The following is a 21,626-nucleotide window of genomic DNA, read 5'->3' as shown; positions in this document are numbered from 1 at the left end:
TGAGGGTCGTTAATTAAAAGCGGATCTTTGGGATTAACTTCATAATAGGTCTGTTTAATCGCAATAAAGGTGTTTGTAAGGTGTTTCTAACGCCCAGAAATAATCAGTGATTAATTCATCTGGATTTTTGGGTGAAGTATATTCAAGAGTACAATTTACAATGTTGTGAGCATTGTATTCAGATTCGCTTATGCTTAATAGGAAGTAAAGAACAATGCACTCACTATCAGTTATACGAAATAAATCTAAAGTAAACGATAATGTAGCATTCGATTTGACCTCTTTGGGATCTAAAGAAATGCGTTTGGGTGTTGTTCTCTTAATGACGACAGGATCTTTTTCTTTTGATAGATCAGACCGCCACTTATCAGACCTCCCCTCATCAAATCGACAAGCATTTTCAAGAAATTCAAAGGAGCAGTGTTCCGTTATTTGTATGTTTTTTATTAAAATATCTTTTTTTGTTAGATTTCTAACCTTCAATGTGAGCTCACCATATAAGAGACCACTTTTTCGGTCTATTATATCGGTGCACGCTTCCCACTCTAGGTATCTCCTTGAAGGGCGTAACAAAATTCTAATATGTTCTTCTGACCATTTGGCAAGATCTTTTATCGATTGCGCTTGCTCTTTAAGGGCTGTCGTCTGTTCTTGGCTTTCTGCAAATTGCTTGCTTATCCATTCTCTATCTTCTTCTCGTTTTTTTGCAGCTTTTTCTAAATCATCTTTGCGGATTTTGGCTGCTTCTTTACGGTCTTTATTTCTTAAAATAAGCGCTACTGAAAGTGATCCTATAAATGACAGTAAACCTGTAAGAAATATCTTTATCAATTCTTGCATCATAACTCCCCCCAATTTTTTAGAATCGTTGGGAGGTTACTTTTTCAAAAACATTTTTGCAAGACAGGCAATCGCAACGCGCTCTGTCATAACGCACGCATAAATACACAACAGCCTTAAGGGGGGGATTATGATCAATAACACGCGAACCATTCTCTGTCTTGATCTAGGTAGCAAGACTGGCTGGGCTATTTGTGGTGCTGATGGTCACATCGTCAGTGGTGTCATGAATTTCCAGCCACGCCGTTTTGAAGGCGGTGGTATGCGTTACTTACGCTTTAAGAGATGTCTATCAGAAATAAAGCAGGCAGTAGGCAGCATTGATGCGGTGTATTTTGAAGAAGTACGCCGGCATGTGGGTACAGACGCTTCTCATGTTTATGGGGGCTTTCTAGCAACATTAACAGCTTGGTGTGAACATCATCAGATACCGTATGAAGGCATTCCAGTTTGTACGATAAAAAAAGCGACGACAGGAAAAGGAAACGCCTCAAAAGAAGAAATGATTAAGGTAATGCGTGCAAAAGGGCACGCGCCTGAAGATGATAATGAAGCAGATGCTTTAGCAATTTTATATTTAAAGAAAGAAGGGGGCACACATGTCTAATGGTATGCCATGGATAAGATTCCATTTGTATGACTGGATAAGTGGTACAGATGGAATGACATTGGAGCAAAGGGGGGCTTATATGACGCTTCTCGTTCGCATGTATGATAAAAAAGCACCAATTAAAACAGACTTTCAAACGCTTGCACGTGCTTGCAATTGTTCGCAGAAAAAATTTGCAACGATTGTCGAATATCTCATGAGAAATGATAAACTTATTGAGATAGATGGCGGGTTGTGGAATACGCGCGTTGAAGAAGAGCTTAATAACTTCAGTGAAGAGCTAGATAATTTTACCTCTAATAATAATGAAGAAAAGGAGGTAAAATATGTCAACTAAATTGGCTTGGACGAGACTTAATACAGACCAGTGGCTATTTAAACTCTCTGATTTACCACCTATGGAAGTCAATGTTTATGTGAAGTTGCGGATAAGAATGTTACACACGCGTGAGCCTCTTTTGAATGATGCAGGAATATTATCTCATTTTACTTGTTGTTCAGTAAAAAGATTTGAAAAGGCGTTAAATTATTTATTTAGATCCGGACACATCATTTGTTTAGAAGATGGACGTTTGTGGAGTTCAGATGTTGAAGAAGAACTCAATAACTCAAACGAAAATTTAAATAAGTTTTCAGAGAGAGCAAAGAAAGCAGCACAGGCAAAATGGGAAAAACATCATAAAGCAAAAACAATGAGTGATGCTAAAAATGCTAAGCATGATGCTAACGGTATGCTTAAGGATGCTAAGCATGATGCTTGTGGGGATTTTAGCAATGCACAAGCAATGCTTAATGATGCCATTAACAATAACAATAACATATATAATAAAAAAACTAAAACTATCGTTTTAGCAAAAAAAGAAATTGGTTCTGAAAATTTACAAACAACCGATTTGGTTCACAAGCCAATCGAGGTTCATGATCTCGAGAGCCATGCAGAGCAAATCGAAACGGTAGAGACCAACCACCCACCCCTTCACGAGCAAGAAAGCATTCCGGAAAAAGCCAAGCGGGTTAAAGCTAATCGAGGCTGTCGATTACCGGATGATTTCGAACCCGATTACGATTTTGCCATTGCAGAGGGCTTGCCTCCAGAGCGTATCAAAGTCGAAATCGCAAAGTTTCGAGATTACTGGCGTTCAAAAGCTGGAGCAAATGCAACCAAAACCGATTGGCAAGCAACGTGGCGTAACTGGGTAAGAAATGCAAAGGATTACAAACAAGGAGAAAATTATGGAACACAAACCAATTCCCAAACAGGACAACAGCGCGGTCGTGCCTATAGAATTACACAACACATGTCCGATTTCAAAAATGCAGACAGTCCGTACAAATTTTTGTTCGAGGATGATGCAAAACCCTCCATTCCATTGGTTAGCGGGCAAAAAGCCATCACCTGCAGAAGCGGAGAGAATTATCTCGTTGGGTAATGAAGCTTTGCAAATGCTTGATGAAAAAGCTTCTGAGGAAGAAATAAAAGCTATGTTTCTCATGCTTTCTGGTGGACTTAAAAGCCAACCTGGAGAAGATGAAAAAGCCACAGCTGTTGCTTATCTTTTTTCTCTCGATGGTTTAAGCCGTTGGGCAATCAAAACCGCAACAAGGGATGTGATGAAGGGTAAAGCAGAAGGCTTGTCGACAACATTCATGCCCGCTTCTGCTGATCTTCTGCTTTACTGTGAAAAGCTTGAAGACGATATTCGAACTACTGTTAAAGGGATATTTACCTCACTCGATAGACCAGAGATTAAGCCGAAAGGAGAACCTGTTTCTGCTGAAAAATGGGATAAACTGATGCAAATGCTTGAAAAAACGGAGATTGGTTTAAATCCTTTTCAGTGAAAAGAGCTGATGGTTTTGTAATTAGATATGCGTTTAAATCGATAAAAAGCGCCGTACAAAGCGATTTAAAGATTTTATGATGAAAACACATATGTAATGCAAAACGCTCTGTACGGTCAAATTTGAGGCAAATTAACCTATTGGTAAAAATAGAAATTAAAATGGAAATATTAAAACGACGATTCTTTAAAAAACGTAAACAGCCAATACAAAAAATGCACAAAAAATTTATTGCAACGGCTGTTGGGTATGTTCCTTGGGGAGATGGGGCGGCAGAGTATTTTTATAATCTCTACGAATATGAAGACGGCACAAGAGAGTGTGAAAAGTTTGACGGCGGTCAGTATTACACCATACCAGAAAAGGCAGATTTTAGCACCAAAGCGCAAGTGAAAGCATGGGTTTACGGTGGTGCTATTCCGAAAAGCGTTCTCAATTACGAACCTCTTATAGATGAGATCAATAAAGAGATTAAAAAGTTATCGGAAGCTTCTGAAAAAACAATGATTAGATACCAACTCATATCAGAAACAACTTGACAAATTTTTAAAAGCCATTAGGTTACGAGGCAGGCTTAAAACACCTGTAACCAATCGGTTCAACAGTATCCCGAAAGATCTGTTGCCCTTCATTTTATTATTCCAGGGTCTTCACGTGTATGTCCAAGGGTAACCTAAAGATGTGAAGGACTGAATTGGTTCGGTTGTTTTAGCCCTGGATACTTAAACTTTTAAAACAAAGGAACCAATATTATGAACACACTCATTAAAATATCAGAAAAAATTATTGAACAAGAAATTGTGCAAACGGTCAATGCGCGTGAATTACATGCATTCATGGAAATAGGAAAACGTTTCGCTACTTGGATTACAGATCGTATTAATCAATATACATTTGAAGAAGGTAAAGACTTTATAAAAACACAAGATTTGCGGTTCCCAAAATTGGGAAGCGCAAAATCTAGAGCTGTTACAGTCATAGAATATCATCTTACTCTAGACATGGCAAAAGAACTTTCCATGGTTGAACGCAATGAGAAAGGCAGACAAGCTCGTCGTTACTTTATTGAGTGTGAGAAAAAGTTAAAAAGCCAATCTGTTGATTATGACCGTGATACACGCTTTGATTTTCCAAAAGATTGGGATAAAATGTCTCCAACTAAAAAAGCTGTTTACATTTATGGACCTCTCCACATGCATCTTGTTAAAGCCTTTACATTGGTAGAAGAAAGCAAACAGTATAAAACACTCATTGAAGAAGCAAAACAGGTTTTAGAAAAATCTGTCGTAAGAGCTGCTTAGATTTAAAAACATGATTTTATCTTCTCGTCTTCAAAGACGAGGAGATAGTTAAGCCGCGTTTTTGATTGTAATAACGACTTGCTTGCCAAGAACACTCAGTGCTTGCTCTAAAGTTTGAAGCTTCGTTGGATAATTGGGGTCAAGAATGCGTCTTGCTTCTGTTTCTTTTTTACCCAAACGATGTGCCAATTCTGTTTTTGTAATATTCGCTTCATTAAAGGCTTCTACCACTGCAAGCTTAAGAGCATTCCACGCATCTACCGTAATCTCTACAAGACCTTTATATTGCTGTGGTACAGGTAAAGGTAGACCACGCATAGAATAGCTCCGTAATGCCAACCCTAAAGCTTCAACAGCATTCTCTAATGCCTCTACTCTATTTTCTCCAGCTGTTATTGCTTCAGGTACATCCGGAAAAGTCACAACAAAACCACCATCCGGATCAGTTTCAAATTTTGCTTGATACGTATATTCCATGTTTAGGTCTCCTCACTATGATCAAAATGCTTTTGAAACGAAAATTTAAAAACATTTGAATTATAAATTTCATATTCCCAATTGTTTTTTTATTATCTTCACATAAAGTGGCGTTAATTCACCCGATTTTATAACAGTTGTCTTGTCTCCAAAAGTTACCAAATAATGTGACCCTTTGCCTGCATCTGGAGCTTCACTGTAATGAAGACCTCTTTTTCTGGCTTCTTTGCGTAACTCTCTAAGCAGCGCTTCTCGTTTCATTTAGCCTCCCCTTAATTTCATAAAACCAATATCGCACAAAAAGGTTCGATTGTCAATAATAAATCGAACAAAAAAAGCCTTGCCTTTTTATAACACAGCTATTTAGTGAGTTTATCAAATAAAATTATAATGCAATACTTTAAAAAACTGTGATTAATTAACTGAAATAATTGAAAAAAATAAACAAATTATGCTAAGGTTTTATGTGTATAAAATGCAAATCAAATGGAACTTACAAACATGTTGAATAAAGTGATCTTAATTGGCTATTTAGGGGCAGATCCCGAAAGCAAAACAATGAATTCTGGTGCCGAAATAGTCAATTTTCGTATGGCTACTTCTGAAAGCTATACGGATAAAAACACGCATCAAAAAGTAGATAAAACCGAATGGCACTCCGTAGTGGTTTTTAATCCGCATTTGGCAAAAATAGCACTTCAATATCTACACAAAGGTTCAAAGGTTTACATAGAAGGCAAATTACAAACCCGTAAATGGCAAGATAAAAATGGTCATGACCGTTACACAACAGAGATTGTCTTGTCACAATATAAAGGTGAACTGCATTTGCTTGATGCAAAGAAAGAGCAATCTGCACACCCCTCACCCATTACTTCTCAAAGTTATGCTATTGCCTCAGGTACTCAAGATTATAGCGCATCTCTTAATGATAGCGTCCCATTCTGATTGAAAAAATATGGCTAAAAGAAAAAAACATGCAAAACGTGGGCGTCCACGGATTAAGGGATGTATCAGAGAACCCAACGGTCGTATCTCACGGACAAAAATGCCTCATGACCCCATTGAGAAATTAGCAATAGAAATGCGTGCCAAACGCTTTGGCTTGACCATAGAAGAAGCAAAAAATCCGCTTTCCGGTACCTATATCGGACGGCTTTATCTGAAAGGTGTGATTAATCAAGATCAATACGATGTTGCACAAAAATATATTGAAGTCAGAAATGATTATCTATGTGCAAAAACATTGCCTAGTGCAATTTATGATAAAATGCCCTCATCTTCTGATGAAGCAGCTAGAAAAAAATGGATTGAATTTGCAACAAAACAATTTTTGAATATGCAAGAGGTAATAAAAGAAACACAAAACCTATATAAACAGCATAATTTTTATGCTGCGCTACAGTATCTTGTTAGTGAAGATCAAGAATTACCGTACCTTGTACCTTCATTGCGGATAGTCCTTAACGCTCTCCAGAAACATTGTGGTTATTAAAAACCTTGACTTAAAATAAGAAAAAGTATAGTGTGTAAATATATACACATTATGAGATTAGGGAATGGAACAAAACAGCCGAAAGATAATTGCAAAATTAAAACGCGATGGCTTTGAACTTGTAAAAGTAAAAGGTTCGCACCATAAATTTGAAAAAGACGGTAAGGTTGTTATTGTTCCACATCCTAAAAAAAATCTTCCAATTGGTACAGCGCGTTCTATTGCACAACAAGCAGGCTGGTTTAAAAAAGGAGAAGAAGAATGAAAAGATTTTTTGCTCTTGTTCATAAAGATGAGGATTCTGCTTTTGGTGTTCAATTTCCTGATTTTGAAGGTCTATTCTCTGCTTCTGATGAAGAAGAAAATCTTATCATAAATGCAACCGAAGCTTTACAACTTTACTGTGAAGATATGGATACAGTGCCTGTTCCTTTAAAATTTGAAGAAGTGATACAACAGAAAGCTGTCAAAAAAGCCTTGTCAGAAGGAGCTTTTTTAATACAAGTTCCTTTTATTGAAAATGATTCAGAAGTCGTACGTACAAATATATCAATTGAACGAGGGCTTTTGCGTGCAATTGATAATTGTGCACAAGAGAGAGGCTTAACAAGATCTGCTTTTTTGGCAACAGCAGCCCGTCACGAGCTTAATATTTAGCCCATCAATATGGAGAAATTTCTCACTCTAGATTTTTTTTGCAAAAGCGTATAATTACATATGATATACAAAATATTAATGAAAATCAAAAGGTGGCAGGCAAACAAAACGCTATAGTCAATAGTGATATAACTATCATTGATATCACTAACACGGCATCTAATATTTCTGGACCTGTCATTTCCTTTCTCTCCTATACTGCTCAATATTTATAAATATTTAGATAAAAAATACAAAATATAGATTTTTCCCCTTGACAATGTGTAAAAAATTTTATTTAATGATCATGCTGTCCCTAGTTGTATTGTGTCTAAAATTCAAAAATATCCCCTAAAATTTGATAAAATCTTAAGCTTTCAAGAGGGCTTGAAGTACTGTTTTTATTGATAAAACAGACTAATCTATTTTGCAAAGATCAAATGCCATTAAGTGACCAATGATGTCATTAATTCATTGCCTCAAAAGGAGCGAAGATGAAAGTAATCATCACCAAGCCAATGTGTGTTGTTGGCGATAATAAAAGCACTGTTCGTTTTGAAACTTCAACTCCCAATAATCCATTTGTTGAGATTTCTAATCAAGTCTACGCACGTCTCAAGCGTGCAAATGCTGCTAAACCCTTTGTTGATGTCAAAACAAAAATAAAACCCGACAAGACAATTGAACAGATTAAGCAGGTAAAAAAAGAACCCAACCAAACATCATCTGAAACAGTAACAGAGGAACCCTCATTCGAAAAACCAAAAGCACCTACAGCTTCCAAGCCATCAATATCTACCCCCCAAAAGGCTTAAAAGTTGAAATTAATTATCCACCAAAAATGGTATCTTCAACAGGTAAAAGATACCTTCACAAGCCTTCAAGCCCCTCGCCTTAATTGGGCTCTGCGTAATGCTCTAAACACTGCAGCAAAACAAGTTGAACGCTTTACTGAAAAGCAAGTTACCGACATCTCATCAGCCCAAATAAAGCGTATAAGAAGAGGTGTTTATATTAAAGACAAGGCTACCGCACAGTTTCTCGAGACAGATATCATTGGTTCTGGAACACCGATACCTCTTAAATTTTTTAAAGCAAGAGAAACAAAACGCGGCGTAACTTACACACTGTTTAAAAAGAAAGAAATCTTGCCCCATGGTTTTATCATGGGAGGCAGTTTTCCAAAACGTGTTGAGTTAAAAATGGGAGGGAATGTGTTTCAAAGAGATGATGGAGACCAATTCCCCATTGCAAAACAAGAAGGACCATCAATTGCTAAAGTGATGTCCAAGCCAGAGATTGCAAGCGCTATTGCACAATATGCCAATGAAAGATTAACCAAAAATATACAGAGACAACTTAAACGTCAAGAATACGCTGCTAATAAAAAAGGCTAGATCATGTTCTCAAGCTTTATCTCTATATTCCATATCTTTATGAGTTTAAGCATTCCCTATTCTTATTGCAATTTAAAAAAAAGACCATCATTTATGCTTTGTTTTTTCCATAAAAAAGTCAATAAAATCAATTCAAAAGGTACTTCCCAGCGGGTTGGCTTCGTTGCGGGGCGGACGAGCGCGAACTATCGCTAGCGACAGAATTTTCAAAATGACTGTACATTGTACACATAATATATTGAAAAATAACGAATTTAATGTGTATTCATATACACACTGTACAATAGCGTATTATTTTTAGAAAAAAGTTTTTATCACTTGACAAGGCAGTGACGTTATGCATATTGTCGAATCAGGTGCCTAAGAAACACCTTAAACACATAGCGGATAGATTGCCGAAACAATCTTTTCACCGCCAATTAAAAGCTTTGACTCATTATATGCTACGCACATATAATGACCTTGTCGGGTGTGGTTATGCTATACAATACCCTTTTGGGAAAGGTATAACGACGGGCTATGTGCCGTGTTTCTTAGCACCCGGCACCTGTTAGGGTGTCTACTAAGAAACCTTTAAGCACATAGGAACCCAATCATGGCACAATATTTAATCGACATACATCAAACCAGTATTGATGGCGATACTGTTCAGACAGTAGATGCACGTGATCTACATGCGTTTTTGGAAATAGGAAAAGATTTCTCTACTTGGATTACTGACCGTATCAACAAATATAATTTAGTAGAAAATCAAGATTTTGTTTGCTCCCCGATTTTGGGGAGCAAAGGAAGAGGTGGTCACAATCGTAAAGACTATCACCTCACTTTAAGTGTAGCCAAAGAACTTTCTATGGTGGAGAACAATAAGAAAGGTAGAGAAGCTCGTTTATACTTTATCGAATGTGAAAGACGGTTAAAACAAGTAGCAACACCACAAGTAGATCTTGCCAATGCTTTGGAAAATCCTCTTACGATTAAACAGCTTCTTTTAGAGAGTATCAATCAATTAGAAGACTTAAGAAATGAGGTGAGTACACTCACGCCAAAAGCAGAAGCTTTGGAAGGTTTAAAACGTTCTGATAGGCTGTTTGGTTTAATCGATTACTTGCGTAAACATGACTGGGTTTATCGACGTGCTCCAGGGGCGCCTCTGTTACCTTATCAGGATAAAATCAAGAAAGGCTTCATGAATTGCCCTGCTATCACCATTCAAAGACCAGATGGTACAGAAAAGGTACTCCCTTCGACAAAAATCACATCCAGAAGATTGGCATGTTTGAGAGAACAAATCCATGGAGGTGTGCTATGAAGATAGATACCAACTTCTTATGTGATTTATGGATGGCACTGTTTAAATTTTCCAATCATCGAGGCATTGGAGATAAAAATTGTAATGCCATAGTTGAAGTTATGGAATTGATAGAAAAAGTTTTAGTTTTAAAACTTCAAAATGAACTACCCAATATTACAAAGATTTTAGCAATGATTACAAATTTTGGATCTTCAGAGTTACCGCATAGCATGGATTCTTTGTTGCGCACTTATGAACCAAATTTCGAGAGCCCCATTAGAAAAGTTGCTTAAATTCAAAAGCATGCCCCTTTCCCACTTCGAAGGTGGGGAGGTGGCTAAGAGGCTGCTTCTAAAGGTGCGATATACGAAATCGGATTATTATGCCGTGCTTGCCAAAGATCATGCTTCTGTTGCAATTTAAGCCAAAATTCTGCATCATTTAAACCAGCCATCTCCAAACGTAAGGCTAGGTTAATGCTAATTGCTGCATTACAGTTTAAAACACGTGATAAAGTTAAACGTGCAACACCAAGACGATTAGCTGCTTCTGTTACCGTTAATCCTAGCGTATCCAATAACTCTTCTCTTAAAATGCCACCGGGGTGTGGAGGATTGTACATCATAATAATACCTTAAAATTAATGATAATCTTGATAATCAACAAGTTCAATATCTGTTCCAATAAAACGAAAGGTAACGCGCCAATTGGCACTTACACGCATCGACCAATAGCCTTTTAAATCGCCAGTAAGTGCATGTAAACGATATGATTTAATTGTTACTTGTTCCGGCGAGGATATTGTATCTAAAATCACCAAAATATTTGCTAATTTTTTAGCATGTGCGGACTGTATACCCTTATGTGATCCTGTTTCAAAAAACAACTTTAATCCTTTATGCTTAAAACTAACGATTGCCATACACTTACCTTTTGATACTTGATACTATACACCATGCACTTGTGTCAATCAAGTGTTTTATCAAAAGGAAAATTACAGTTTAGAAGAAATGTATCTGTTTAAACTTACACCATTTTCGGCGGCTTGAATTGCAAGTTTTCTATGAAGTTCTGGTGGAATTCTTAATTGAAACTTACCACTATATTTACCATGTGACAAAGGCACAGGAACCTCTTCTCCGTTGTGTTGCATATCCTCAACAACCTCTGAAACGAGATCCATTCTGCTTGAGCGTCTAACCATGAAAGAGATGGGAATTCTGCACATAATCCGACATATTCCTCATCTTCTTGTAACAACAAAACACGATATGTATAATGATTATTGTTCATGCTTTAACTCAATACTTTCTTATATCCTTCATAAAGGAAAACTAATTACGATGGCTTTTTCGTAAATCTTGTTCAATCAGATGCCTAACATAACGTGTGTAAGGGATAGCTTGATTTTTAGCTTTTTCCTTTAAAGCCTTCATAAGAGCTTGAGGCAAGCGAATATTCATAGAAGCTTCTTTAGGTAAGAATTCAAAATGAACAGGTTTAAAACCCGTTAAATCGTAATCCGTAAGATCAGCAGTATCGACAAAGTTTTCTGCTTCTTCATCCGTTTTGAAAACAGGTATTTGTTTTAATTTAGAGGTGTTCATAAAAATCGATCTCCTTCTGGTGCATATAACGGGCGCTAATAGGACGCACAAACAGTTCGCTCTCTATTGTTCTCAAAGTAAAAACTAAAAAAAATATCTTTTATTATAGCTTCTTCCAATAGCTCTGAAACGCTCTTCTTTAACATTTGGGTCGTGCTTTATGACGAGATTTCCCGGATTGGTGAATAAATATTCTATCTCTTTTTTACAAACTCCATGTTTGGCACATTTAGGCCAGTTCCCGTCATCCCAATTTATGCCATGAACTTGGATATTTGTTACCATAACGCATGTATATCAAAATGTATCCACAAATGCAATAAAAATGACTAAAAACAAATTTGTCTAAAAGGAGCTCCCATGCATCCCCGAGAAACGATAAGAAAAACATTTGTTGCGTTAATCAAAGCAGCAAAAACAGCGGCAGGTGACAATGTTTTCAATATGCGTGACTTCAATTTATTTATTGAAGCAATACCAGCATCTTTTCTCCCTTTGCAATCGCACTTGGAGTGCTCTATTAACTGATATTATAAAAAGGCGAAAGAAAGAGAAAAATAACTGCAATCTAAATGCACTGTTTGCTCGTAAAGAGGAAATATTTTTATCAATGTGCTTGTTTTAAAAAATCTTTTTTTGATTTTAACATTCTTTTTCAAAAAGGTGTGGACTTTCAACGATAAGCTTTTCTCGCGCTTTTTGTAACTGTTTAATGACTTCATCAATTTTTGATGGAGAACAAAGAGCTTCTTCGCTATTCAACAAATGCAGCCTCTCTTTTCCCTCATATAAACATTGCATCTGAGACTGAAGTATTCTAACTTCTTGAAAAAAAAGACGTCCAGTTTCTTTAAAACCATTGTTAAGTGAAAAAAGTTGATCGGAAATGGAGAGCAAAATTTGTTTTAAAAAGCGCTCATTTTCTTGGCGTTTACGATATTCTAAAATAAGAGCATGGCTTATCTCATCTAATTGTTTTTTTGTAGAATCAATTTGACGCAATAAATTTGGTTTTTCCCCCATATCACCTTTTCTCACCTTCACAAGCATAGCATGAATTTCTAACAACTTAATTGCGGAATGAGATAAATAATCAACAACTGTAGGTGCATTGAGATAGCTTTTCTGTGCAATCATTACAAACTCACCTAATAACTGTTTTTACACTCAGTCCGCTATTTCTTTTTTATTTTACAAAGTCATTCTAAAGAAAGTGCTAAAAAATACCCTTCCAATGCATTATTAGACGGTCTCTTTTTTTGCTATCGACGTAAAATCCGTGGAGAGAGAAAACGTAAAGGTGTATAAAGGATAAGATGTGTTGTTTTTTCCAACACACTACTACTATCTGCAAGAAGAGCTTGACTAGGTGATAATTCTGTACCTTGCATAATTGTTGAAGCCAAAGAGCCTTCTCGAGAAAGAGCCATTAACGTTGGAGAAGACGCAAAAACATTGTGTGCTCCCCCATCCACATGAGAAAAGTCAAGAACAGTTATTCCATTTTTACGCAACATTTCAATATCTGAGCCATCACCCACGCGGTGATGTCCACCCGTAAGACGCCCAGAAACTGCGAGAGCTTTATCTGCTCTGGATACTAAAATTGCTGTTGGCTGTGGAAGTGTCTTTATATCATTAAGTTGGCGTTCAAATACATCAATATCAATGTCTGGTGCTGCCATTAATAAACTTGTAATACGACGAATAGGCTTATATTTTCCCTGTAGAGCTAAGGTTCTAAATGCCTCCATTATAACAAAATTGCCCATAGAATGTGCAATAACTGAAACTTGATCAGCATTGGTTTCGTTAATAAGTGTCAAGAGCTCTATTAATCCGTCACGGGCAAAATTAGCACTATCACGATCATAAATATAAAGAGGAACTGATCCAGCAGAAGGCCAAGAATAATGCACAGCGACAACATTTAAAGAATAATCGTGTGTAAATTGCGCTGTACGAAATGTACCATCTGCAAAATTATTATTATATCCATGGATAAAAAGGAAAATTTCTCTTTTTCCTTTTGGCTTTTTTGCTAAAGCAGCATTTAATTGCTGTTTAAACTGTTCTTTGTTATCGTATTTTCGCAATGAGACTGCCGCAAAATACTTATCATGTGTAGGTTTATATGCATTTATTTCAACAACTCCCTTTACATGTTGCTGAGGAATTCCTACGTCAACGCGATTGTAATGTACTTTATTTGATCGCTCTGAACCATAAGGCTGAGCATAATTATTTTGCATCATACGACTTGTTGCAACATACACTGGAACGATGGCCTTTGGAGAAATCGGTTTTCCTTCAACTTCTCTTTCTACTGCGGTCATAGAAGGCGTTGCATGCACCCCATGCCAAAGAACAGCACGCGAATCGCTACACGCTGATAATAAAGAAATACAAATAAAAAGTGTTAAATACCTTATAACAACTATACTTCTCACTGCAACTCGGCCCCATCTATAAAAAATATAACCTTTCAAATGCACAGATTAAAGCAAAAAAATGAAACGTTATGAAGAAAAAACCAGAAGATAACACATAAAGAAAGATTTTTCCATAATTTGCACAGATTCCCTCTCTATATACAACCTCTTATCGTTACAGAGAAATTAATTGTTAATGGTGCAGATGGTCGGTACAATTTAATGATAACTTAACAATATTTTTCAATAAGTTAATAAAAACGTTAAATAACAAAACAACCTTTTGAACCACCTGATAGATAGAATCCGTAACGCTATCAAATAGCATCAGCATCTATATATTGCAATTACGAATCAGAACTTCTTTCCGGGGTGTTTTTTTGCCATACCGGATGTCCAAAGCGTCTCAACTTCTAAAAAGTCAAAATCCTTAAAGATCTCTCGAACCGTATCACAATCATTCAGACTCAAAATAAACTTCCCTTGAATGCCCTTGAGAACTTTTGCCATACTTACAAAATCGTCTTCAACAAAATTCCCAGAACTATAAATACTTCTTGTTTACAAGATAAAGTGGCTCTAAATAAAATAAACTGTCGGGCGCATCAAAGAGCTCGACAACTCGTTCCCATGATAAATTTAAGATAACCGTATCAAGCAATTTTTGTCTAACACGTCTCATCCTAGCTAAAAGCTTATCGGGGTTAAATGCTCTATAGGCTTTTTCCTTCCAAAACTAAAAGAGACGTAATCTTTTTCCCATATAAGACACAACGTTGGAGAAACAAAAAGCGCGCGGCTCTTTCAACCTTGTGATAACAACGACGCACGGGACCGCTAAACCCTGTTTGATGCTTGACTTGGCATTGTTGCCCTTTTGCGCGATCAAAATAAGAAGTTTCAATGGTGCCGTATTGGGTGCGCGGCTCTAGGGTAAATTCCCAGCTGGAACAGTCATGCTTATGGAGGGTGAGGGCTGGTAAATTGTCACCGCTTAAAAATAAAAACTTATTGTCCTTGATTAAAAAACGTGCCCGCATGCGGTCGGCAAGGCGGGTTAAAAAGTCAACCGCCGATTGATCGGTGCGCACCACATAAGGCAAGGTTTGTTTGGTAAATTGTGGACTGACCTTTGCTTGATAACCATGGCGTTTGGCAAGGGCCTCAACAATCTCAGCAATGGTTTTGTGGTCAAAATGTTCACTCGCTTGTTCTTTAAGTTCTTTACGCATCGAGGCACTTTTGCCACAAAGGCGCAAAATCTCTCCATCACTGCTCCCACAACTTACCACTGATTCGACAACAAAACGCCCCATAAAGGCTCGGATGCTGTTTTGATAGCCAAAGGTGACATGGAGTGCGCTGTTACTGGAGGGAATCTCTAAATCATTGCCACTATCATCAAACTCCGCTTCAAATGTATCGGCTTCATTGCCCGCATGGTCCGTAATGGTTGCCGTTAAAAGACGCTGGTAAAAAACCTCATGAACAAGTTTCTCTCCCACCCTCACCTCAATAAAGGGATGTGTGCGCATTAATCCCATAGCCTTCTCACCACGCTGTTCTTTTCTTGGCTAACAAATTCAGGCAGAATGACCTTTAAGCCCCGCGGCAACAGAGCACCATACCCTGCAATACCTGGATTGGCTTGCAAAGTAGCCTCACAATACCCTTTGATCGCTCCAACTTGAAAACGATCCCCTAACACAGCCATAGCATGTTGAAAGCAGATTAGATCAAGACTCATATCCTCTAGCTCTACCACGAGATGCTTTTCTGGTATCTTCATGGCGTTTCTCCTCCTTGGGAATATTGATCATATCCCTCTTGATATTGTCCCACCTGATATTGACCTTGTGGTTTTCCACCATCGAAAAACGGTAACAAGCTAATGGCATAGCGAATACGCCCCGATTGACCAGAGCGACTGATGTAATCATGGTCTTTCGTCACACTGGTGATCACTACAGATCCATGGAGAATGGCACTATAGCCGTTGTCACTCATCCAACGAATCATCTGAACGGGCTTGGCTGCACGAATGGTTCTGGTGATAGCATCTATCGCTACCCGGTCCCCAAACTCTTCTGGAAACAACACCCCGTGAATGGTCTTGGGATCATTGCCATAACCGGTAAATTGCAAACCGGGCGCCTCTCCAAAACGCTCTAAGCAAACCCAGGAGGCAGAAAACTCTTCCTCAAACGATTGGAAATTTAGCCAGTCCACATAAAAGAGATGTGGACCTAACATCAGCAAAGGATCTCTCATAGACGACCTCCCATTGATTGTATCCCTTCCAGCACGTCATTTCTTTCGAAACGTATCATTGCATCTCTCCTACCATTGCGCCATCCTAGCACTTCATCCCTCCCCTCATTGTGTTCTTTCCAGCACGCTGTCTTGTCCCTTATTCTGTCGTCCTTATCATTCTGTGCCACCATGCAGCGCATTGGTGCGTGCCCGTTGCAGAGCATGAGCAACCGCACGACCAGTGGCCATGGGGTCACGCGCCCCATTAACATGCACTGTGACATTTTGATTGTGGGTAATGGGGGAACGGTCTTTGTCTCTTGGTTCTCTGGCAGATGAATTTACAGGAGAAGCCCCCGCAAATTGTACTATGGGTTGGATGGACGTTTTGCCCCTCAAAAAACTTGGCAAAAACTCTCTTACATCAATCGACCCAATCCACCCCTTTATGCGGTGAGGTAAAGATTTACAATAATCCATCAATTGTGAGATGGACGACATAAAACCATCAACAATCCAAACAGTAATAAGCTGATCACATAGCCAATACACTAGAATTGATCAGATTTATCATAAAATACAATAGAGTTATTCACTATTTAAAGTTTTTCTTAATTTTGTAACTGGAACACCGCCAATGCTCTAATTATCCATCTCCACTTCATTAATTACTACAACAGTCGTTATCGGATTTGTATTCAAAACATCAACCAATAATTGAGTTACTCCAGCAATCAGCTGTCGCTTTTGTTCAGGGGGAATATCTTCATTAATAATTTTAATATTTACGTAAAGTATAACGTCTCCATAATTTATAAGTGTTGAATAAAAAGCTCAAATAAACGAATGCAAAAAGATTAAACATTAACACATAACAGATGCATATCTTAAAACTAATATCTACCGGAGAGCATGCAAATTTCTAGCAGAAAAATAGCGTTATTGATATATGAGAAAGAAGTTGAATAGAGTCATCAGAAAATAGATTATGCCAATAAAGCCTGAACTTTCGAGAATACTAATCACACGAGGAACAACACTCAAAATAGCAACGGTAGAGTGAAGAACGCTGTAAATACCCCTCATTAGAATAATTCGACTTTCATAAAATATCTTAAGAAAGAGTTTAATAAATTTCCTAAAATTTTTAGTGAAGATTGCGTGTTTATGAAACGCTAACTGTCTTTTTACAAAGGCAATATTGGCAGATTCCAGCAGCTACAAAAAGTGCTACAGCACCACAAATAATGGAAAGTGCAATGGTGTATGAACCAAACTGTAGAAAACTCGTCAACAGAGGTCCTAATATTTGACCAATACTATAAGTTAAAATAGCTAACCCCAGCAGATTTATGCCATACGGTGTGTGCAAACGCTTAGCTAACGGCATAACTAAAGAAGTCGTCCCCATAAAGGTAAATCCAAACCCTATGCAACTGAGAACTATTAGTACAGGAGACTGGCTAAATAATGTCAGTAATACGCATCCCCCTTGAATAAGCAAATTGAGCATCAGACAACGTAATACTCCCCATCGATTTGCTCCCCATAACCAAATAAAACAACTGGGAACAATGGCTATTCCAACAAACGACCATAAGTGGCTAGCAAGCAGTTGAAAATTAAACGTTTTCGCCATCAAAGGAAGATATGTTGCAACAATAATATAACCAAATCCAGCGAGTCCATAAAGCAGAACGAGTTCCCACCAAACAATATTTTCGTGTACTAATGGCTCATTAATAGCAAATTGAGACGTATCAACACGACGCGGGAATAAAATAAACAATAATAACAACAAGATAATAGATATTAAACCAGCTCCAAACCAAATATTTTTCGCATTCAGTGATCTACTCAAACCGATAATAACATACTCATTACCTAATAGAATACCAACTCCTACACCTGCATAGAGCGAAGCAATAACCCGCAGATTGTGACTACGCTGCATAACCGTAATAGAACCAAAAATCATCATTGCTGCACTTGCAATACCAGCAGCAAAGCGGATCAAGACAACCAAGTAAAAGTTTGTTGTTAACGTCACTGTAAAAATAAGTATACTCGTTACTATGGCTGCACCAAATAATACGTAGGGAGCACGGGATATATTCCCAACTCTGCAAAATGAAAAAAACAGACTCCCAACTAAATAACCGCCATAATTAGCGCTCGCTATATAAGAGAGTTGATTAAAGGTAAACAATCCTTCACCCAACATAACTGGAAATATTGATGTATAGAAAAATCGCCCAATCCCTATCCCCAAAATCATAATAACCATACCGAATACAGCTATTTTAAAATAATGTAAATCCTGATGATTATTTTTCTCCATCATTTCCCTTATTCCCTTAACTGATCATTTTTTCCCATCTGCATGCTATCTCATCATAGTCGTAACCTAATCTCAGAGAATAAAAGAAAATCTAGCCATTTATTTAAGAAAGTAGAGGAACATATTGAGTGATTATTGTCAATATTACTGATTAATGGATTAGTTATATAATAATATATATTTTTATGTTATATGTGTTCATAGTTAAGTTGAAAACATATCTAGATAATCTTGCTTTTTTATCTCGATATTCAAAACAACTAACCCCCAAATTATAAATGCCACCGTAAATTTTACCTCTCTTAAAATCGTTTGCTCATTCGCTGTAAAACTTAATAAACAATTCAAACGGCTATTTTCATAAAAGAGGAATTTTTTTCTTTTTAGATGATATTATTATTTAGGGTGATATTAAGTTGAAAAGTTTGGTGCACCCGACAGAATTCGAATCTGTGACCTCTGCCTTCGGAGGGCAGCGCTCTATCCAGCTGAGCTACGGGTGCTTCAAACTAATTATTAAAATCAGTTGTGGTCTTTTAACTAATCATACTCTTAGCTTCAATGCTAAATTATCATTCTGGTAAAAAAATTGCTTATTTGTAAATTATCTAACAACGCGCAATCTTCTTTCTTTTCTACAATGATACTTTACTTTATCTTGATAATGACTTTTCTTTTTGTCTTCAACACTCTTTTTATTGTAAAAAGAGTTTTTATTACAACTTCAAAACTCTCAAAAAATAAATTACAAGATAAGTTATAAGTATCAGGATAATTCTTAAATGACTACATTACCAAGTCGCTTTCATTTTATCTCCGCAGAAACTGAGGAAGCTATCAAAGCTACTCATAAATTAATTTCCGTTTATGGTCATTCTTCTCTGGAAGAAACTGATATTGTTGTTGCAATCGGTGGTGATGGAACAATGTTACAAACCGTACGAGACGTTATGAACACTGGAAAGCCTATTTATGGTATGAATCAAGGTTCTGTAGGATTTCTTATGAATGAATTTCATGAAAAAAAGTTGCCCAATCGTATTGCTGTCGCCCATAAAAAAGAAATTCATCCCTTGCGCATGATTGCAAAAGCTGAATGTCAAGAATCTATCGAGGCGCTTGCAATTAATGAAGTATCCCTCTTTCGGCAATCTTATCAAGCAGCAAAAATTCGCATCACCATTGATAATAACGTACGCATGGAACAATTAAGTTGTGATGGTATCCTTGTTGCGACACCAGCAGGATCAACTGCCTATAATTTATCAGCACAAGGACCTATTCTTCCCCTTATGGCCCCCCTTATGGCCCTCACTCCCGTTAGCCCTTTTCGCCCGAGACGTTGGCATGGTGCACTGCTTCCCAATACAGTAACAGTGCGTTTTGATATGCTTGAACCTGACAAACGCCCTGTTAATGCTGCCGCTGATAACGTTGAAGTTAAATCTGTTCATTCAGTGACTATTTCAATGGCAACAGAAGTAACAGCTTCAATCCTTTTTGACGCAAGTCATTCATGGGATGAGCGCATTTTATCAGAACAATTTCGCTATTAATGATTGTATTATGCGCTTTATATGTATATGATTGTTATAGTTGGCTTTTTTTAAAAAGCGTCTTAACACTCTTTAAGAGTGGAGAATATTGTTGTACTTATCATTGAGATAGCGAAGCTAAAAGCACAGAGCAATTGATAAAAATGATACCATCTTTGAATAGTTTTGATGATTTAGGTCTTTCCGAAAAGGTTATTAATGCAGTAAAGTCAGCAGGATATACAGTTCCAACACCTATTCAAAGTGAAACAATTCCTCATGTCCTTCAAAGAAAAGATGTCCTAGGAATCGCTCAAACAGGAACGGGAAAGACCGCCTCTTTCGTATTGCCTATGCTCACTCTCCTTGAAAAAGGTCGCGCAAGAGCACGAATGCCTCGTACGCTCATTTTAGAACCAACGCGAGAAATTGCAGCTCAAGTTGAAGAAAATTTTGATAAATATGGAATAAATCATCGTTTAAATGTTGCTCTTTTAATTGGTGGGGTTTCTTTTGAACATCAAGATCGTAAACTTGAACGAGGCGCTGATGTTCTTATAGCAACACCAGGGCGTCTTCTCGATCATTTCGAGCGCGGTAAATTACTCCTGATGGGCGTTGAAATCCTTGTTATTGATGAAGCTGATCGCATGTTGGATATGGGCTTTATTCCTGATATTGAACGGATCTGTAAACTAACCCCTTTCACACGTCAAACTTTGTTCTTTTCTGCAACAATGGCGCCAGAAATTACAAAGCTAACAAAACAATTTTTACATTCTCCTGTATCTGTTGAAGTTACAAAAGCATCCTCAACAGCAACCACAGTTACACAACGGCTCGTCAAATCTGGAAATAAATCATGGGATAAAAGAGCGGTTTTACGAGAGCTTATCCAAAATGAAGGTTCTAAACTTCAAAATGCTATTATTTTCTGTAATCGAAAGAGAGATATCTCTGAACTTTTTAGATCGCTCATCAAACATAACTTTAATGTAGGAGCACTTCATGGAGATATGGATCAATATTCACGCATGAATACCCTAGCTGATTTTAAAAATAATAAACTGACACTTCTAGTTGCTTCTGATGTTGCTGCCCGTGGACTCGATATCCCAGCGGTAAGTCATGTGTTTAATTATGATGTTCCTACACATGCTGAAGACTACATCCATCGAATTGGTCGTACAGGGCGTGCAAATCGTCTTGGAAAAGCTTTTACCATCGTCACAAAAGCTGATCAAAAATATATCAATGCCATTGAGGAAATGAGTCATGAAAAAATTGAATGGCTCAATGGGGATCTCTCGACTTTAAGCACCGATGATCAAACAGAAGATAGTGTTGTAAAAAAGAAATCTTCACAATCATCAAAGAAAAAGGCTCCCAAAGAGCCTATTGCTCACCCTAAAAAAACTGTAAAAGAGAATAAAATAGATTATATCAAAAACGTGAAGGGTAAAGAAAAACCATCCGAGCAACAGCGCCTTCGAAAAAATAGGAATTATGCGCCCCTTGGATTTGGTGATGATATTCCTGCATTCATGCTCATAAAAACACGTAGATAGA

30 protein-coding genes, 1 tRNA gene and 1 pseudogene are annotated in these 21,626 nt (G+C 37.4%); 16 read left to right on the top strand and 16 right to left on the bottom strand.

What is annotated here, in order from left to right:
* Positions 1–54: 54 nt before the first annotated feature.
* A complete protein-coding gene (locus BTR_RS13395; protein WP_012231590.1) occupies positions 55–843 on the bottom strand; it encodes a hypothetical protein in 789 nt (262 codons plus the stop codon).
* Between the two features lie 127 nt (positions 844–970).
* On the opposite strand from BTR_RS13395, the gene BTR_RS04600 reads away from it, so the two are divergent.
* The 6 genes from BTR_RS04600 to BTR_RS04575 all read left to right on the top strand — a co-directional run bounded on the left by BTR_RS04600 (position 971) and on the right by BTR_RS04575 (position 4,593).
* A complete protein-coding gene (locus tag BTR_RS04600; protein WP_012231589.1) occupies positions 971–1,447 on the top strand; it encodes a crossover junction endodeoxyribonuclease RuvC in 477 nt (158 codons plus the stop codon).
* A complete protein-coding gene (locus BTR_RS04595; RefSeq protein ID WP_012231588.1) occupies positions 1,440–1,787 on the top strand; it encodes a YdaU family protein in 348 nt (115 codons plus the stop codon). The genes BTR_RS04600 and BTR_RS04595 overlap by 8 nt, the downstream gene beginning before the upstream one ends.
* On the top strand, positions 1,777–2,880 hold the full coding sequence (locus tag BTR_RS04590; RefSeq protein WP_012231587.1) for a DUF1376 domain-containing protein: 1,104 nt from the start codon (positions 1,777–1,779) through the stop codon (positions 2,878–2,880). Before BTR_RS04595 ends, BTR_RS04590 begins: the two co-directional genes overlap by 11 nt.
* Positions 2,873–3,292: a hypothetical protein gene (locus BTR_RS04585; protein ID WP_012231586.1), complete on the top strand. Its 420-nt coding sequence runs from the start codon at positions 2,873–2,875 to the stop codon at positions 3,290–3,292. Before BTR_RS04590 ends, BTR_RS04585 begins: the two co-directional genes overlap by 8 nt.
* A gap of 161 nt (positions 3,293–3,453) precedes the next feature.
* Entirely contained in the window at positions 3,454–3,831 is a 378-nt protein-coding gene (locus tag BTR_RS04580; protein WP_012231584.1) for a hypothetical protein, read from the top strand.
* A 213-nt stretch (positions 3,832–4,044) separates the two neighbouring features.
* Positions 4,045–4,593, top strand: coding sequence for an antA/AntB antirepressor family protein (locus BTR_RS04575; RefSeq protein WP_012231582.1), 549 nt, complete (start codon positions 4,045–4,047; stop codon positions 4,591–4,593).
* A gap of 48 nt (positions 4,594–4,641) precedes the next feature.
* Here BTR_RS04575 and BTR_RS04570 read toward each other — a convergent pair whose 3' ends face one another.
* Positions 4,642–5,070, bottom strand: coding sequence for a type II toxin-antitoxin system HicB family antitoxin (locus tag BTR_RS04570; protein WP_012231580.1), 429 nt, complete (start codon positions 5,068–5,070; stop codon positions 4,642–4,644).
* 69 nt (positions 5,071–5,139) lie between these two features.
* Entirely contained in the window at positions 5,140–5,331 is a 192-nt protein-coding gene (locus BTR_RS04565; RefSeq protein WP_038473479.1) for a hypothetical protein, read from the bottom strand.
* A gap of 240 nt (positions 5,332–5,571) precedes the next feature.
* Between BTR_RS04565 and ssb the strand changes: the two genes are divergently transcribed.
* From ssb to BTR_RS04525, 8 genes are all read left to right on the top strand, one after another.
* The gene (ssb, locus tag BTR_RS04560) at positions 5,572–6,018 is read left to right on the top strand and encodes a single-stranded DNA-binding protein (protein WP_038473476.1); all 447 of its coding nucleotides are present in this window, start codon (positions 5,572–5,574) and stop codon (positions 6,016–6,018) included.
* Between the two features lie 10 nt (positions 6,019–6,028).
* Complete coding sequence (locus BTR_RS04555) at positions 6,029–6,565, top strand: hypothetical protein (RefSeq protein ID WP_012231576.1); 537 nt, start codon at positions 6,029–6,031, stop codon at positions 6,563–6,565.
* Positions 6,566–6,629: 64 nt separating this feature from the next.
* A complete protein-coding gene (locus tag BTR_RS04550; RefSeq protein ID WP_012231574.1) occupies positions 6,630–6,830 on the top strand; it encodes a type II toxin-antitoxin system HicA family toxin in 201 nt (66 codons plus the stop codon).
* On the top strand, positions 6,827–7,222 hold the full coding sequence (locus BTR_RS04545; protein WP_012231571.1) for a type II toxin-antitoxin system HicB family antitoxin: 396 nt from the start codon (positions 6,827–6,829) through the stop codon (positions 7,220–7,222). Before BTR_RS04550 ends, BTR_RS04545 begins: the two co-directional genes overlap by 4 nt.
* 473 nt (positions 7,223–7,695) lie before the next feature.
* Positions 7,696–8,016, top strand: a complete 321-nt coding sequence (locus tag BTR_RS04540; RefSeq protein WP_012231570.1) for a hypothetical protein — start codon at positions 7,696–7,698, stop codon at positions 8,014–8,016.
* A 3-nt stretch (positions 8,017–8,019) separates the two neighbouring features.
* Positions 8,020–8,598 (top strand): hypothetical protein, encoded by a 579-nt coding sequence (locus tag BTR_RS04535; protein ID WP_012231073.1) that lies wholly within the window; start codon positions 8,020–8,022, stop codon positions 8,596–8,598.
* Positions 8,599–9,193: 595 nt separating this feature from the next.
* Positions 9,194–9,907, top strand: a complete 714-nt coding sequence (locus BTR_RS04530; protein WP_012231569.1) for a phage antirepressor Ant — start codon at positions 9,194–9,196, stop codon at positions 9,905–9,907.
* Positions 9,904–10,182 (top strand): hypothetical protein, encoded by a 279-nt coding sequence (locus BTR_RS04525; RefSeq protein ID WP_012231568.1) that lies wholly within the window; start codon positions 9,904–9,906, stop codon positions 10,180–10,182. The genes BTR_RS04530 and BTR_RS04525 overlap by 4 nt, the downstream gene beginning before the upstream one ends.
* A gap of 44 nt (positions 10,183–10,226) precedes the next feature.
* Here the strand turns inward: BTR_RS04525 and BTR_RS04520 are convergent, their stop codons facing one another.
* From BTR_RS04520 to BTR_RS04460, 13 genes and pseudogenes are all read right to left on the bottom strand, one after another.
* Positions 10,227–10,514, bottom strand: coding sequence for a HigA family addiction module antitoxin (locus BTR_RS04520; RefSeq protein ID WP_007346872.1), 288 nt, complete (start codon positions 10,512–10,514; stop codon positions 10,227–10,229).
* A 15-nt stretch (positions 10,515–10,529) separates the two neighbouring features.
* The gene (locus BTR_RS04515) at positions 10,530–10,811 is read right to left on the bottom strand and encodes a type II toxin-antitoxin system RelE/ParE family toxin (RefSeq protein WP_012231565.1); all 282 of its coding nucleotides are present in this window, start codon (positions 10,809–10,811) and stop codon (positions 10,530–10,532) included.
* 72 nt (positions 10,812–10,883) lie between these two features.
* A pseudogene (locus tag BTR_RS04510) lies at positions 10,884–11,182 on the bottom strand (type II toxin-antitoxin system HicB family antitoxin).
* A 41-nt stretch (positions 11,183–11,223) separates the two neighbouring features.
* Positions 11,224–11,496 (bottom strand): CopG family antitoxin, encoded by a 273-nt coding sequence (locus BTR_RS04505; protein ID WP_012231561.1) that lies wholly within the window; start codon positions 11,494–11,496, stop codon positions 11,224–11,226.
* Between the two features lie 642 nt (positions 11,497–12,138).
* Positions 12,139–12,633 carry a hypothetical protein gene (locus tag BTR_RS04500; RefSeq protein WP_012231557.1) on the bottom strand — a complete coding sequence of 165 codons (495 nt, stop codon included), beginning with the start codon at positions 12,631–12,633 and terminating at the stop codon, positions 12,139–12,141.
* A gap of 125 nt (positions 12,634–12,758) precedes the next feature.
* On the bottom strand, positions 12,759–13,946 hold the full coding sequence (locus BTR_RS04495) for an alpha/beta hydrolase (protein WP_012231556.1): 1,188 nt from the start codon (positions 13,944–13,946) through the stop codon (positions 12,759–12,761).
* A 695-nt stretch (positions 13,947–14,641) separates the two neighbouring features.
* Positions 14,642–15,472: a hypothetical protein gene (locus BTR_RS04485; RefSeq protein ID WP_012231554.1), complete on the bottom strand. Its 831-nt coding sequence runs from the start codon at positions 15,470–15,472 to the stop codon at positions 14,642–14,644.
* Positions 15,463–15,717, bottom strand: a complete 255-nt coding sequence (locus BTR_RS04480; RefSeq protein WP_012231552.1) for a tail protein X — start codon at positions 15,715–15,717, stop codon at positions 15,463–15,465. The genes BTR_RS04485 and BTR_RS04480 overlap by 10 nt, the downstream gene beginning before the upstream one ends.
* Positions 15,714–16,199 carry a phage tail protein gene (locus BTR_RS04475; RefSeq protein ID WP_012231550.1) on the bottom strand — a complete coding sequence of 162 codons (486 nt, stop codon included), beginning with the start codon at positions 16,197–16,199 and terminating at the stop codon, positions 15,714–15,716. The genes BTR_RS04480 and BTR_RS04475 overlap by 4 nt, the downstream gene beginning before the upstream one ends.
* Before the next feature lie 156 nt (positions 16,200–16,355).
* Positions 16,356–16,733 carry a hypothetical protein gene (locus BTR_RS04470; RefSeq protein WP_244393505.1) on the bottom strand — a complete coding sequence of 126 codons (378 nt, stop codon included), beginning with the start codon at positions 16,731–16,733 and terminating at the stop codon, positions 16,356–16,358.
* A 90-nt stretch (positions 16,734–16,823) separates the two neighbouring features.
* Positions 16,824–16,964, bottom strand: coding sequence for a tautomerase family protein (locus tag BTR_RS12225; RefSeq protein WP_341871960.1), 141 nt, complete (start codon positions 16,962–16,964; stop codon positions 16,824–16,826).
* 382 nt (positions 16,965–17,346) lie between these two features.
* Positions 17,347–18,525 carry a YbfB/YjiJ family MFS transporter gene (locus BTR_RS04465; protein ID WP_012231545.1) on the bottom strand — a complete coding sequence of 393 codons (1,179 nt, stop codon included), beginning with the start codon at positions 18,523–18,525 and terminating at the stop codon, positions 17,347–17,349.
* A 423-nt stretch (positions 18,526–18,948) separates the two neighbouring features.
* Positions 18,949–19,025 (bottom strand) — tRNA-Arg (locus BTR_RS04460).
* Positions 19,026–19,304: 279 nt separating this feature from the next.
* On the opposite strand from BTR_RS04460, the gene BTR_RS04455 reads away from it, so the two are divergent.
* Together BTR_RS04455 and BTR_RS04450 are read left to right on the top strand one after the other, a co-directional pair.
* On the top strand, positions 19,305–20,078 hold the full coding sequence (locus BTR_RS04455) for an NAD kinase (protein ID WP_012231543.1): 774 nt from the start codon (positions 19,305–19,307) through the stop codon (positions 20,076–20,078).
* Between the two features lie 143 nt (positions 20,079–20,221).
* Positions 20,222–21,625: a DEAD/DEAH box helicase gene (locus tag BTR_RS04450; protein WP_012231541.1), complete on the top strand. Its 1,404-nt coding sequence runs from the start codon at positions 20,222–20,224 to the stop codon at positions 21,623–21,625.
* Position 21,626 lies beyond the last annotated feature (1 nt).

The sequence above is a fragment of the Bartonella tribocorum CIP 105476 genome (assembly GCF_000196435.1).
Taxonomy (GTDB): Bacteria; Pseudomonadota; Alphaproteobacteria; order Rhizobiales; family Rhizobiaceae; genus Bartonella; species Bartonella tribocorum.
This window is presented reverse-complemented; position numbering and strand designations above follow the sequence as displayed.

What these genes read in the sequence shown, in the direction of transcription:
- BTR_RS13395 (WP_012231590.1), bottom strand. Translation starts at nt 843, where the DNA reads ATGATGCAAGAATTGATAAAGATATTTCTTACAGGTTTACTGTCATTT.
- BTR_RS04600 (WP_012231589.1), top strand. Translation starts at nt 971, where the DNA reads ATGATCAATAACACGCGAACCATTCTCTGTCTTGATCTAGGTAGCAAG.
- BTR_RS04595 (WP_012231588.1), top strand. Translation starts at nt 1,440, where the DNA reads ATGTCTAATGGTATGCCATGGATAAGATTCCATTTGTATGACTGGATA.
- BTR_RS04590 (WP_012231587.1), top strand. Translation starts at nt 1,777, where the DNA reads ATGTCAACTAAATTGGCTTGGACGAGACTTAATACAGACCAGTGGCTA.
- BTR_RS04580 (WP_012231584.1), top strand. Translation starts at nt 3,454, where the DNA reads ATGGAAATATTAAAACGACGATTCTTTAAAAAACGTAAACAGCCAATA.
- BTR_RS04575 (WP_012231582.1), top strand. Translation starts at nt 4,045, where the DNA reads ATGAACACACTCATTAAAATATCAGAAAAAATTATTGAACAAGAAATT.
- BTR_RS04570 (WP_012231580.1), bottom strand. Translation starts at nt 5,070, where the DNA reads ATGGAATATACGTATCAAGCAAAATTTGAAACTGATCCGGATGGTGGT.
- BTR_RS04565 (WP_038473479.1), bottom strand. Translation starts at nt 5,331, where the DNA reads ATGAAACGAGAAGCGCTGCTTAGAGAGTTACGCAAAGAAGCCAGAAAA.
- ssb (WP_038473476.1), top strand. Translation starts at nt 5,572, where the DNA reads ATGTTGAATAAAGTGATCTTAATTGGCTATTTAGGGGCAGATCCCGAA.
- BTR_RS04555 (WP_012231576.1), top strand. Translation starts at nt 6,029, where the DNA reads ATGGCTAAAAGAAAAAAACATGCAAAACGTGGGCGTCCACGGATTAAG.
- BTR_RS04550 (WP_012231574.1), top strand. Translation starts at nt 6,630, where the DNA reads ATGGAACAAAACAGCCGAAAGATAATTGCAAAATTAAAACGCGATGGC.
- BTR_RS04545 (WP_012231571.1), top strand. Translation starts at nt 6,827, where the DNA reads ATGAAAAGATTTTTTGCTCTTGTTCATAAAGATGAGGATTCTGCTTTT.
- BTR_RS04540 (WP_012231570.1), top strand. Translation starts at nt 7,696, where the DNA reads ATGAAAGTAATCATCACCAAGCCAATGTGTGTTGTTGGCGATAATAAA.
- BTR_RS04530 (WP_012231569.1), top strand. Translation starts at nt 9,194, where the DNA reads ATGGCACAATATTTAATCGACATACATCAAACCAGTATTGATGGCGAT.
- BTR_RS04525 (WP_012231568.1), top strand. Translation starts at nt 9,904, where the DNA reads ATGAAGATAGATACCAACTTCTTATGTGATTTATGGATGGCACTGTTT.
- BTR_RS04520 (WP_007346872.1), bottom strand. Translation starts at nt 10,514, where the DNA reads ATGATGTACAATCCTCCACACCCCGGTGGCATTTTAAGAGAAGAGTTA.
- BTR_RS04515 (WP_012231565.1), bottom strand. Translation starts at nt 10,811, where the DNA reads ATGGCAATCGTTAGTTTTAAGCATAAAGGATTAAAGTTGTTTTTTGAA.
- BTR_RS04505 (WP_012231561.1), bottom strand. Translation starts at nt 11,496, where the DNA reads ATGAACACCTCTAAATTAAAACAAATACCTGTTTTCAAAACGGATGAA.
- BTR_RS04500 (WP_012231557.1), bottom strand. Translation starts at nt 12,633, where the DNA reads ATGATTGCACAGAAAAGCTATCTCAATGCACCTACAGTTGTTGATTAT.
- BTR_RS04485 (WP_012231554.1), bottom strand. Translation starts at nt 15,472, where the DNA reads ATGGGATTAATGCGCACACATCCCTTTATTGAGGTGAGGGTGGGAGAG.
- BTR_RS04480 (WP_012231552.1), bottom strand. Translation starts at nt 15,717, where the DNA reads ATGAAGATACCAGAAAAGCATCTCGTGGTAGAGCTAGAGGATATGAGT.
- BTR_RS04475 (WP_012231550.1), bottom strand. Translation starts at nt 16,199, where the DNA reads ATGAGAGATCCTTTGCTGATGTTAGGTCCACATCTCTTTTATGTGGAC.
- BTR_RS04465 (WP_012231545.1), bottom strand. Translation starts at nt 18,525, where the DNA reads ATGATGGAGAAAAATAATCATCAGGATTTACATTATTTTAAAATAGCT.
- BTR_RS04455 (WP_012231543.1), top strand. Translation starts at nt 19,305, where the DNA reads ATGACTACATTACCAAGTCGCTTTCATTTTATCTCCGCAGAAACTGAG.
- BTR_RS04450 (WP_012231541.1), top strand. Translation starts at nt 20,222, where the DNA reads ATGATACCATCTTTGAATAGTTTTGATGATTTAGGTCTTTCCGAAAAG.